Below are 11758 nucleotides of genomic sequence, written 5' to 3' on the forward strand. Positions count from 1 at the left end.
CGTCTGCAAACAGCGACCGGAACCCGGTAGTGGTTCCGGAGTAGAAAATTGGTAGGGGCCCCGCCCTGCGGGTGCCGATCAGCCGAAAAAATCATTGCTTGTGCAAACAGACAGTAGGGCTTGCCCATAAAACAAGGTTCAATCGAGTGATGGGCGGTTAGATAGGGGCGGCGGGAGAAAGTTCAAGGCGCAGTGGCGTAAATTTATTTCTGCGCTTTTTCTCCGCAAAAAGCAGGATGGGAAAATCCGCGAAGGCCCCTGACACCAGGGACCTCCACGGTATTTCGACAACGGATCAGAACTCCGCGGCGGCGCGCAGATACCAGAAGCCGCCGTTAAAGCCGAACGGCGAGGTCAGCGACTGGCGTACCCCCAGGAACTGCAGGGTGCCGTTGCCCTCCTCGTCCGCCTCCACGTCGAAAATATTCTCACCGCCCAGGGCGACGGTGTAATTGTCGGCGAGGGTAAAACGAGCCTCGATATCCGTCAGTATCTCGGCGCCGTAGGCACTGGCATTGGAGGTATCGTTGCCGTCCGGCTCCAGCTGGCCACCGGTGGACTCCCAACCGCCGTAGCGGTTGAAGCGCAAGTAGCCGGCGAAGATACCGCCTGTGTCGTAATCGAAAGTCAGGGTACTACGCTGGTTGGGCACCTGATTCTCAAAGTCGAACACGCGGGTGGCATTGACGGTATTCGGGGTCACCTTCTTGACCTCCTGCTCATTGTAGTTGTGGCGCAGGTCCACGGTCAGCAGGCCACCAGCCAGGTCGAAATCGCTGGTAACGGCGAGATCGATGCCGCTCACCTCGGAGTCGAAGGCGTTGGTGAAATAGTTCACACTACTGCCCATCAACAGATCGGCATCAGCTACTCCGGCATCGGTCAACAGCGCCACCTCGTCTGCACCGATGGTGTTGTTGCGCAGCGCCAGGCGGTCCTCGATATCGATGTTGTAGTAATCAATGGTCACGCTGGTGTTATCCAACGGGTTGATCACCGCACCGATGGTGTAGCTGTCGGATTCCTCCGGGCTCAACGCCGTCGACCCCAGCGCCTCGGCCACCGGGTGATCCACCGGGTAGGTGCCGCTGGGAACCAGGCTTCCGTCGGCTTTGGCGGCGGTGGTGACATTCAGCGTGTTCACCTGACCCGGCGTGGGTGCGCGAAAACCGGTGTTGGCGGTGGCGCGCAACGCGAAGGACTCGCTGAAGTCATAGCGCGCCGACAGCTTCCAGTCCGAGGTGGAACCGAAAAGGTCGTAGTCCTCGAAGCGCAGCGCTCCACCCAGGGTCAGGCGGTCGGTCACATCCGCCTCCAGATCCACGTAGGCCGCCATACTCTCGCTGCTGTAGCTGCCGGCCGCCTCGGTGGGGAAGCCCTGGAAGCCATCAGAACCCACGCCAAACACGGCCGCGGTCGGCCCCACGGCGATGGAGGCCTCGTCGCCGGCGCCAATCTTGTAGGTTTCCTCGCGCCACTCGGCGCCGAACGCCAGGTTCAGCGGTGCCGCCAGCACGGCGATTTCGATCGGTTGCACAAAATCCGCGTTTACGCTGGTCTCTTCCTGGGTCAGCGTGCCCGGCTCAAAGCTGGTGGGAGACAGGGCACCGAGGCTCGGGTTGATGGAGTCCTTCAGCACATAGGACACCTCGTTTTCTGCGGTGCGCGCGCGCAGGTCCCAGCTCATTCCGGAGGCCACTTCACCGCGGGCACCGACGACCGCGGAGATATCGCTGATATCGGCGCCGAACTGCGGGTTGTAGCCGCCCGGGAACTGGGCGTAGATCGGGTTGCGCAGCACATAGCCGCTGGGGCTGGAATCGTCCGCCACCAGGTAATCGGACGGTGTCAACCCCTGGGCATTGATACTGTCGATCAGTGACTGGGGGGCCGGGTCCGGCATAAAGTCCTCGTCGGCATCCGCCTGCAGTGTCGGCCGCGCCCCGAACTCATGTTCCGGGTCCAGCACCGGTCCGCGATAGAAGAAATCGGAAATGGTCGAATTGTCGGAGTAGCCGAAATTGCCGTACAGTTCGGTGCTGTCGCTAAGATCGTAACCGGTATTGACGAACAGCTTGGTGGTTTCCACCTCCGGGTCGCCCCAGCGCTGGCCCAGGCCGTCCAGCGGCACATTCTCAACGCCGACCACGCTGCCGACAAACTCCGCATCCGGCCGCGCGGCGCCGCGCCAGGTCTTGTCCGCAGTGGAGTGCTCAATGGTGGCATTGACGAAACCGCGGTCCCCCAGCGCAAAACCGGCATTGGCCGCCAGGCTGTTGCGGGTGCCATCCCCCTCGAAGTATTCACCGGTCTGCGCCGACAGGGTCAGGCCATCGGCGTCGTCTTTCAGGATCACATTCACCACGCCGGCGATGGCATCGGAACCATACTGGGCCGAGGCGCCGTCGCGCAGCACTTCCACCCGCTCGATGGCCGCGGCCGGAATCGCGGAGAAATCCACCGCCTGGGCCCCCTGGTTGTTGGTGCCCAGCGGCGCCAGCTGCAGGTTGACCAGCGCCGAGCGGTGGCGGCGGGTGCCGTTGACCAGTACCAGGGTCTGGTCCGGGGACAGGTTGCGCAGGCTCACCGGGCGGATAAAGGCGGTGCCGTCGGCGATCGGGAAGCGCTTGGTATTGAACGAAGGCGCCACCTTGGACAGGGACTCGGTCAGGTCGAAGCTGGCCTGTTCCTCCAGGCTGCCACCGCCCACCAGGTCCACCGGCGACAGCGTCTCGGTGGGGGACACCCCTTCCCGGCGGGTACCGGTGGCGATGACTTCTTCCAGTACGCGGTCGTCCGCGGCGGGGGTGATCTCTTCCTGGGCCAGGGCGCCGGAAACCGGCAGTGCGAGTGCGGCCGCTATCGCCAGCGACAGCGGCTTGAATGAAGGTGAATACATGGTATGCCCGTCCTCTCTCTTATGGTTATCTGGTGAGGATCACGCCGTCGAATACCCCTGGCGTGGTGATTATTATTTTTCCCAGTCAGCGGTGTAGCACTGAATGAGTGCAGTCAGAGTATTGAAACGCTTTGCACCGGGCAATACTTCGGCACGAATCACAAAAAGTGCCGCCGCAGACCTTAAAAACAGTTACAACAGATAATGTTTCTTACGCCAAATAGATGGTTTATTTCGAATAAGGGGCAATTTAAAGGAAACTGTCTTCTTATCCCTGTCGCGTAATTAACTCTATCCGCATAAAAAATCAGCACCCATAAAACGATTTCAGTCAGCAGGCCATCGGGGGAGTAGAAAGAAAGACAGTTTGGGCAACAACGGGATACGAAGGAAAATAGTCTTGAAACGCGCTTCTTCAGCCAACGGTCAATCCCGATCCGGCCCGGGCGATTCCTTTCCACCACCGGCCCTCGGCGGCGGTTCCCCTTCTTCCAGCCCGTCCAGATCCCGCCGCAACAATGCCGTGCGTTTGTCCTCCAGCGCCCGCAATCGCCCCTGCACCCGGGCGTTGACTGTATCGCCCGGGAAGTCGCCGCGCTCGTCGGCGGCGCCCGCTTCCAGGCCGGTGAGCAGGGCCAGGGCGCGGTCGACACTGTCCACCGCGTAGACGGCAAACCGCTTCGCCCGCACCGCTTCCACCACCTCGCTTTTCAGCATCAGGTGCTGCACATTGGCCGCCGGTATGATCACGCCCTGGTCGCCACTGAGACCGCGGGCGCGGCAGAGGTCGAAGAAGCCCTCGATCTTTTCGTTGACACCGCCCACCGGCTGCACCCGTCCCAGCTGGTTGACGGAACCGGTCACGGCGAGATTCTGGCGCAGCGGCACCCGGGCGATGGCGGACAGCAGTACACAGAGTTCCGCCAGGGAGGCGCTGTCGCCGTCGACGGCGCCGTAGGACTGCTCGAACACCAGGCTCGCCGATAAAGACAGCGGCCGTTCAGGCGCGTAGCGGTTGGCGACAAAGGCGCTGAGGATGAGCACGCCCTTGGAGTGCAGCGCCCCGCCCAGCTCCGTCTCGCGCTCGATATCCACCATCTTGCCGCTGCCCAGGCGCGCGGTGGCGGTGATACGCGAGGGGCGGCCGAAAGCGGTGTCGCCGAGCATTGTCACCGCCAGGCCGTTGATCTGCGCCACCTGTTCGCCGGCGGTATCGATCATCAGTATGTCGCGCTCCATCGCCTCCTGCAGGCGCTCCTGCAACTGGCGCTGGCGGTACTCGCGCTGTTCGATGGCCCTTTGCACATGCTCCCGGCTCAGCCACTCGGCGTCCTCGCGGCGACACCAGTAGTCCGCCTCGCGCAGCAGGTCGGCGAGGCGCTCGCCGTGCAGCGAGAGTTTTTCCGCGTCGCCGGCCAGGCGCGCCGCCTGCTCCACCACCCGCGCCACGGCTTTTTTCGACAGTGGCCGCAGTTTTTCATCCCGGGCCAGGGCGCAAATGCGCTGCGCATAGACGGCCACGCTGTCGCGCTCGCGCGCAATATCCTCGGCGAAATCGGCGTAGACCTTGAACAGTTGCGACGATTCCGGATCGTAGGTGTTCAGCAGGTAGTGCAACCAGCGCTCGCCGATCAGCACCACATTCACATCCAGTGGAATCGGCTCCGGCTCCAGGGTGGTGGTGGACAGCATTCCCAGCTGCAGCTCCAGCGGCTGTATCTTTATCTCCCGCGAGCGCAGGGCGCGTTTCAGGGTTTCCCAGACGAAGGGGGTCATCAGCAGACGGCGCGCGTCCAGGATCAGGCAGCCGCCGTTAGCCCTGTGCAGAGCGCCGCCCTTGATCAGCTTGAAGTTGGTGCTCAGGGCGCCCATCTGCGATTCGTGCTCGATGCGCCCGAGCAGGTTGGTGTAGGTGGGGTTGTCCTCGTAGACCACGGGCGCGCCCTCTGCGTCGCCGTTGTCGACCAGGATATTGACGCGAAAGCGAATAAACTCGCGCATGCGGATCAGCTTGCCGACGGAGACGCCCTCCTTCTCGCCCCGCTCACCGGCGGCGCGAAAGTCGTCGGCATTTTCCATCACATCGCGCCTGATATTGTCGATAAACGCCTGCACCTGCTCCAGCCGCTGGTAGCGACGATGCAACCACTCGATGCGTTCATCCAGGGTCAGGTGCAGGTATTCGCGGTTCAGGCGCTTGAGCTTTTTCGTCAGTTGCTCGTGCCAGCGCAGGGCACGGGCCAGGGTTTCCTTGAGGTCGGCGTTGACCCTGTCGATATTTTTCTTGAGCCGCTTCTGCTCCTCTTCCGACAGCTCGGAAAATTTTTTCGGGCTGATAAATTCATCGTCGATCTGCGGCCCGATGGTGTACCCTTGGGGCGTGCGCGCCAGGCCGATGTCCAGCTCGCCGGCGCGCGCCGCCAGCTCGGAGAAGGCCTCCTCCTCGCGCTCCTCCACTTCCTTCTTGAGTTCCTCGCGGCGCGCGCGGTACTCGTCGCTGCGAAAAATATCGGGGATGGCCGTGAGCAGATGCTCGAGCAGGTTGTCGGTATCGCGCTGCAACTGGCGGGCGGTGCCGGCGGGCAGCACCAGGGCCCGGGGCCTGTGCTCGGCGTCGAAATTGTGGACATAGCAGAGGTCGTCCGCCGGCCCCTGCCCTTTCGCCCAGGCGTCGATGCGCGCCCTGACCAGGTCGTGCTTGCCCAGCCCCACGGAACCGGCCACATAGAGGTTGTAGCCATTGCCGGACAGGTCCAGCGCCAGCTCCATGGCCTCCAGGGCGCGTTCCTGGCCGAAACCCGGCAACTGGTCGGCATCTCCCGCCTCGGCCTCCGCTTCCAGCCATTCCAGCGGGCAGTGTCGATACAGTTGTTCCGGCGGTAGGGGGTCCAGGCTCATGTGCAGGTCCGGGGTAATGCGGTGGTCGGCTCCTGAACTTCAGTCTAGTGTGCCGTGCGGGAAGTTCGCGAACAAAGGAGCATAGCCAAAGCGCTCAGATCAAGGCGAGAAAGCGCTGGAATAGCAGCGTTATTTCAAGCTTTCTCAACGCAGAGCTGGGCGTTTTGGCGCAGCGAACTGTTTGCGAACTTCCCGTACGGCACACTAGCCCCTCCGTGGCCGGCAATTCCCCGCGCGCGGACGGCTGGTGCGCCCCGGGTCGCCGGCACCGGTATGATTCCGTCGGTCCGGCGGGAGGCGCCTTGTTTCGGCCAGTTTGCGCAATCCCTGCCTGCCACCTGATAAACTGCGCCCATTGAAAGCCGGGGGACCGGTCAAGTTTGCTTCAGACAAAAAGAGTAACAAGCGTGCCGCTGTATTCGATGCTCCGCGAGTTCTGGCTATTCGGCCTCAAGCAGGCCTATGCCTGTATGTTCGGCGGTTTTCTGCTGGCAGTGATGATCGTCACCAAGTACTGGTACCCGCTGGAGTTCCTGCACCGCTACGATTTTATCTTCCTCGCCGCTGTCGGCTTTCAGGTGTTTCTGCTGCTGTTCCGGTTCGAGACACTGCGCGAAGCGCTGGTGATTGTGGTATTCCACCTGGTGGCGACAGTCATGGAGCTGTTCAAGACCGCCGATGCCATCGGTTCCTGGGTGTATCCGGAAGCCTATCTATTCGGCATCGGCAATGTGCCGCTGTTCACCGGTTTTATGTACAGTGCAGTGGGCAGCTACCTGGCGCGAATCTGGCGCATTCTGGAATTCCGCTACAGCGGCTACCCGGATAACCGCCCGGCGATAGTTCTGGTGATACTGATCTACCTGAACTTTTTCACCCATCACTTCATTCCGGACCTGCGCTGGCTACTGCTCGGCTGGACTGCGGTCCTGTTCTGGCGCACACAGATTTACTTCCGGGTGGACTCGGCCTATCGGCGGATGCCGTTGCTGCTCGGCTGGCTGCTGGTAGCCCTGTTTATCTGGCTGGCCGAAAATATCGCCACTTTTGTCAATATCTGGGTCTACCCCAGCCAGTCCGCCACCTGGAGCATGGTGCCGCTGGCCAAGCTGTCTTCCTGGTATCTGTTGATGCTGTTGAGCTTCGTCCTTGTGTCGCTGGTGCACGGCTTGAGGTCGGCAACGGCCGATTCCCTGCGGGCGGGCGATGCGGCCCTCAACTGACCGCCGCCACTACATCCTCCATAGAGATAGATCCGGCCTGCGTACACTCTCCAATGATTTCCAGAGCAGACTCATTCCTGGTCGGTACCGTTGTTCCAGACTCATGCGCGCAGGCCCGGGCAGTGCGAAATCGATTCCCCGCTTTCTGTCCAGAGTCCCTCGCCCTACTCCCCCGAACGCGGCCGCACGGCGCGCTCGTAGGCGCCGGAGGAATCGTTGGCGGCGCTGAAATCCGCCTCCTCGAACGCCGGGCTGTCCGGCAGTATCAGGTGGAGGCCGCGGCTCTCATCCACCGGCACCGACAACGCCGGGCTGCGCAGGTCCAGCACATGGCCGCCTAGCCGGCGCTCCGCATCGACAAAGTGCATGTGGAAGCCACTGCCGGTGGCACCGCCGAGGTAGGGGGGGAAACGCAGGGCGACGATGGTGCCGGGTGTATCGGTGCGCTCGTAGACCGACTGGCCCTTCACCACTTCATCGATGGACGGATAGGGCGGTTTCTGTCGCGGCACGCTGCGGAGTTTCAGATAGTCGAACACCCCTTCGATACGCAGGGCATAGATCAGGTTGGGGGTCGGCAACCGCCGGTCGATTGCCCGTTCCAGTTCCTCGAGGCTCTCCGCCGCCGGCAGTGCTATGCGCCGATCCTCGCGGAAGCGCTTGATATAGGCGAAGGGGCTTTTTTCCCCGGGCCCCACTTCCCGCAGTTTCCCGCCCCGATGGCTCGCGTGATAGACGGCACCGTCGACAATAATGATTTCGCCATCGATGGGATTGATCCCGCCGAGGCCGAAATCCCCGAAGCGCAGCAGCTCCCGAAACGGCGTCGGCCCCTCGTACAACCCCTGCGCCAGCACCGCAGTGGGCGCCAACTGGTAGAGGGCGTCGTCGACGCGGTAGTCCGTCTTCTCCTCCGCGACCGCCGGCGGCGACAGCAAAATGGCGGCAATTGTGGCAAAGCGGTATTTCTGCAGATATTTCAACATGACTTCTCCAGCCTTTTCTCAATTGGCGATAGCGATATGGTGCAGCCCGTGGGGCATGGCGATGCGGCCCGGGTCTTTCAGCCTGTCGCTCTTCACGCGGAAAAACTCGATACCGCCGCCGCGCCTGTTGCGCCCGTGCGCTGTCGGGCAGCTCGGCGGCAACATTGATGGATACGGCCGCCAGCAGCAGGTTGCGAAGGATATTTGCGCCGTCTTCAATTCCGTCTCCTTCATTGCTTCGTCATTCAAGGGAGAAAATCTAGCGGCAGCGGCATTGGGGAAAAAGCGGATCGCGATCAAGGGTTTATTGCCCCCGGATCAAGAATGGTGAGTTCAGGCTTTCGCAATGAAGCCCGGTACAACCCCTTCCAACGTGGCGTCCCAGGCCGGCACGCCGTCGAAAGCCGACGCAAGGAAATCCACGGTGGCGCGCACCTTGCGCGACAACTGCCGGGTGGAGGGATAGATCACGTGGATGGCCGTGGGTTCGAATTCGTAGTCCGGCAATACGCGCACCAGCTCGCCGGACTCTAGTGCTCCGGAGATGGAAAAGGTGGCGCCTAGAGCGATACCCAGGCCGTTCTTGGCGGCCTCGCTCAGCACCTCGCCGTTGTTGCAGACCAGCGGCCCGCCGGCGGAAACCGTCACCGGCCCCTCGGGGCCCACCAGCCGCCACTGGTGGGGCCGCTCCAGGCCGGTGAACACCAGGCAATCGTGATCGTCCAGGTCCGCCGCCGTCTGCGGCGCGCCGCGGCGCTTCAGGTAATCCGGGCTGGCCACCAGCAGGCGGCGGTTGGCGCACAGGCGCCGCGCAATCAGGCGCGAGTCCGCCAGGGCGCCGATGCGCACCGCCAGGTCCACGCCCTCCTCGATCAGGTCGACAAAGTCGTCGCTCAGCGTCAGCTCCACCGACAGCTCCGGATAGCGCTGCCGCAGCGGCCGCAGCAGTGGCACCATATGCTGGCGGCCGAACACCACCGGCGCATTGAGCCGCAGCAGCCCGCGGGGCTGCAGGCTGGCGGCCGACGCCTCCTCCTCCGCTTCGTCCAGGTCCCGCCGTATCCGCAGTGCCCGCCGGTGGAAAATCGCGCCGGTCTCCGTCAGTGAAAGGCGGCGCGTCGAGCGCTGCAGCAGCCGCACTCCCAGACGTTCCTCCAGCCGGGAAATCACCCGGCTGACACCCGAGGGCGTCATCCCCTGCTCCTCCGCTGCACGGGCGAAGTTCGAGTGCTTCACAACACTGGCGAAGACGGCAATAGCGGAAGTATCCAGCGGCATGGGGCTTTCCCTCTCACTCCGTTCGATCGGCATACCAGCCTATCACGCTCCTGTTATCCATTACTGACTGGAAATCACGAATATTTTGCCCACACATGGATTTATTCCGCGCGGGCCGCTGCGGCAGAGTAAGCGGTGACAAACCACTGCCATTTACAACGACGGAAAAGAGTTATGAGCAGACAACGGCGCAACTTCCTCAAACTGGGCGCGGCGACCTTGGGCACCGCGGCCACCTCCTCGATACCGTCCGTGGCCCAGGGCAACAGCGGCGATAAGAGCAACGGACGCTTTGCCGGCAAGGTGGTTGCCATCACCGGTGCCACCTCCGGAATCGGCGCCGCCGCAGCGCGGCTGTTCGCCGCCGAGGGCGCGCGAGTGACCTTCTGCGGCCGGCGGCAGAAACTGGGCGAACAGGTGGCAAAGAGCATCCACCGGGCCGGCGGCGAGGCGCGCTATATCCGCGCGGATGTCACCCGGCCCGAGCAGGTGGAAATGTTTATCCGGGAAACGGTAGACAGCTACGGCCGCCTCGATATCGCCTTCAACAACGCCGGTGAGGTGACCTTCAAACCGCTGCACCAGATCGGCCTGGAAGAGTGGGAATGGATACACAACACCAACCTGCGCGGCGTGTTTCTGGCGATGAAGTACGAAATACCGGAAATCCTCAAGGCCGGCGGTGGCAATATCGTCATCACCTCCTCCCAGCACGCCTATTCCACCCGCCCGGGCGGCGCCGCCTACGCCAGCAGCAAGCGCGCCCTGGAGGCGTTGGCACAGAGCGCCAGCCAGGATTACGCCGAGCGGGGGCTGCGCGTCAATGTGGTCGCACCCGGCATTACCGATACCCCCATGTTCCGCCGCGCCACCGGGCGCGATGAAGAAGCGGTGGAGAGAGCCAACAATATCGTGCGGGGTGTGAAGCGGATCGCCGAGCCGGAAGAAATCGCGCGGGTGGCACTGTGGCTGGCCTCGGACGAGGCCTCCTACGTGACCGGGACCACCGTGTTGGCGGACGGGGGGCTGTTGACTGGCTTTGCCTGATCCAGGTGGTACCGAATAGCAATCCCGCAGGATGGGCAAAGCGCAGCATACCCATCCATCTGCACCGATGGGCACATCGCTTCGCTCCTCCGTCACCCTTCCTGGCGCCAACCGCAGTGCCCGCCCTCGTCCTGTTTCCAATACGATTCGTCCAAAAGCTGACTGGACCATCTTTCCCGAGGCCCGGTCGGCCCGCTACGATAACCAACATCAAGACGCCGTAGCGAGCGATGAAAGCTCATAATAAAAAATCGAGGAAACCGACTATGTCCCGTTGCCGCGCAATTTTGATCGCACTCTGTTTTCTATCGACCCAGGCGCATGCCATTTCACTGGATCCGGAAGAGCAGGTCAAAATAGTCCAAACCGCTGCCGATCTTATCGAAAAGCGCTATGTCGATGCCGAAAAAGCGCGGGAAATCTCCGCTGCCCTGCGCCGGCCGGACAATCGCTGGCAGAGAACACGGGAGGGCGCCGCCTTCGCCGAGGAAATGACCGATCTCCTGCGAGAACTCTCCGGCGACGGACATCTGGGGCTCAGCTACAGTGCGGAACCGATCCCCGAGCGAAGCGGGGAAAAAACCTTTTCCGATGAGGAAATGCAGCGCTGGTACGGACCGCAGATCAATCACGGCATCGAGAAAATCGAGCGCCTCGAGGACAACATCATGCTGCTCGACCTGCGCGTCTTCCCGCCGCCATCCATGGCCGGCGAGGTATTCGCCGCAGCGATGACACTGGTGGCCCAGGGCGATGCCCTGATCATCGACCTTCGCCGCAATGGCGGAGGGGCCGAAACAGTGCAGTTACTGACCGGCTATCTTCTGGAGAAACACAGCCCGCTCAGCGGCACCTACAACCGTCCAACGGATACCCACAGCCATGTTTCCTCTCCAGCATGGGTTCCGGGCCGTCGCTTCGGATCCACCAAACCCCTGTACATTCTCACCTCGCAGAGAACCTTCTCGGCCGCAGAGGCACTGGCCTATGACCTGCAGGCGCTGAAACGTGCGGTGATCGTCGGCGAGACTACCGGCGGCGGCGCACACCCATTCGAGTATCGCCGAGTACACCCGCACTTCGCCGTCGACCTGCCGGAAGCCCGCTCGATCAACCCGATCACCGGTTCCAACTGGCAGGATGTCGGGGTGAAGCCGGATGTACCTGTCGCGGCGGACCAGGCACTCGACAGGGCGTTGGAGCTGGCGCGGGCAGCACTGGATAGAAACCGCTAGGACAGTGCATTTGAAGCGGCGAAAAAAGGCCGGCGCCGGCAACCGGAATTCCTGTTCCCCTTTGCCGACAACCCGACCTCAGAGGGCCGGGCCGCAAATGGAGTACGTAAGTGCTCGATTATTTTTCGTGGAGGGTTTGCGAACATGTGTTGCAAACCCGGTTTGAAAAAAGACCATGGAAGGTCTTTTTCA

Annotated in this window: 8 protein-coding genes; 4 read left to right on the top strand and 4 right to left on the bottom strand. The window is 62.4% G+C overall.

Annotated features, from left to right (window positions below):
• Window positions 1–295: 295 nt before the first annotated feature.
• Complete coding sequence (locus OQE62_RS11830; RefSeq protein ID WP_265722247.1) at window positions 296–2899, bottom strand: TonB-dependent receptor plug domain-containing protein; 2604 nt, start codon at window positions 2897–2899, stop codon at window positions 296–298.
• A 426-nt stretch (window positions 2900–3325) separates the two neighbouring features.
• The gene (locus tag OQE62_RS11835; protein WP_265722248.1) at window positions 3326–5797 is read right to left on the bottom strand and encodes a Lon protease family protein; all 2472 of its coding nucleotides are present in this window, start codon (window positions 5795–5797) and stop codon (window positions 3326–3328) included.
• Window positions 5798–6204: 407 nt separating this feature from the next.
• Between OQE62_RS11835 and OQE62_RS11840 the strand changes: the two genes are divergently transcribed.
• Entirely contained in the window at window positions 6205–7020 is an 816-nt protein-coding gene (locus tag OQE62_RS11840; RefSeq protein WP_265722249.1) for a DUF817 domain-containing protein, read from the top strand.
• A 164-nt stretch (window positions 7021–7184) separates the two neighbouring features.
• Here OQE62_RS11840 and budA read toward each other — a convergent pair whose 3' ends face one another.
• Entirely contained in the window at window positions 7185–8006 is an 822-nt protein-coding gene (gene budA, locus OQE62_RS11845) for an acetolactate decarboxylase (protein WP_265722250.1), read from the bottom strand.
• Here budA and OQE62_RS11850 point away from each other — a divergent pair.
• The gene (locus tag OQE62_RS11850) at window positions 8005–8337 is read left to right on the top strand and encodes a hypothetical protein (protein ID WP_265722251.1); all 333 of its coding nucleotides are present in this window, start codon (window positions 8005–8007) and stop codon (window positions 8335–8337) included. The two genes, budA and OQE62_RS11850, sit on opposite strands and share 2 nt — an antisense overlap.
• A gap of 2 nt (window positions 8338–8339) precedes the next feature.
• Here OQE62_RS11850 and OQE62_RS11855 read toward each other — a convergent pair whose 3' ends face one another.
• Window positions 8340–9284: a LysR family transcriptional regulator gene (locus tag OQE62_RS11855; RefSeq protein WP_265722252.1), complete on the bottom strand. Its 945-nt coding sequence runs from the start codon at window positions 9282–9284 to the stop codon at window positions 8340–8342.
• A 174-nt stretch (window positions 9285–9458) separates the two neighbouring features.
• Between OQE62_RS11855 and OQE62_RS11860 the strand changes: the two genes are divergently transcribed.
• Together OQE62_RS11860 and OQE62_RS11865 are read left to right on the top strand one after the other, a co-directional pair.
• On the top strand, window positions 9459–10331 hold the full coding sequence (locus OQE62_RS11860; RefSeq protein WP_265722253.1) for an SDR family NAD(P)-dependent oxidoreductase: 873 nt from the start codon (window positions 9459–9461) through the stop codon (window positions 10329–10331).
• 266 nt (window positions 10332–10597) lie between these two features.
• Complete coding sequence (locus OQE62_RS11865) at window positions 10598–11566, top strand: S41 family peptidase (protein WP_265722254.1); 969 nt, start codon at window positions 10598–10600, stop codon at window positions 11564–11566.
• Window positions 11567–11758: the final 192 nt, after the last annotated feature.

Origin of the sequence: Microbulbifer halophilus (assembly GCF_026183675.1) — a bacterium.
In the GTDB taxonomy this organism is placed as follows: Bacteria; Pseudomonadota; Gammaproteobacteria; order Pseudomonadales; family Cellvibrionaceae; genus Microbulbifer; species Microbulbifer halophilus.

Bases quoted from the DNA above. Each gene is read 5' to 3' on its own strand.
- OQE62_RS11830 (WP_265722247.1), bottom strand. From the start codon at position 2,899: ATGTATTCACCTTCATTCAAGCCGCTGTCGCTGGCGATAGCGGCCGCA.
- OQE62_RS11835 (WP_265722248.1), bottom strand. From the start codon at position 5,797: ATGAGCCTGGACCCCCTACCGCCGGAACAACTGTATCGACACTGCCCG.
- OQE62_RS11850 (WP_265722251.1), top strand. From the start codon at position 8,005: ATGACTTCTCCAGCCTTTTCTCAATTGGCGATAGCGATATGGTGCAGC.
- budA (WP_265722250.1), bottom strand. From the start codon at position 8,006: ATGTTGAAATATCTGCAGAAATACCGCTTTGCCACAATTGCCGCCATT.
- OQE62_RS11855 (WP_265722252.1), bottom strand. From the start codon at position 9,284: ATGCCGCTGGATACTTCCGCTATTGCCGTCTTCGCCAGTGTTGTGAAG.
- OQE62_RS11860 (WP_265722253.1), top strand. From the start codon at position 9,459: ATGAGCAGACAACGGCGCAACTTCCTCAAACTGGGCGCGGCGACCTTG.
- OQE62_RS11865 (WP_265722254.1), top strand. From the start codon at position 10,598: ATGTCCCGTTGCCGCGCAATTTTGATCGCACTCTGTTTTCTATCGACC.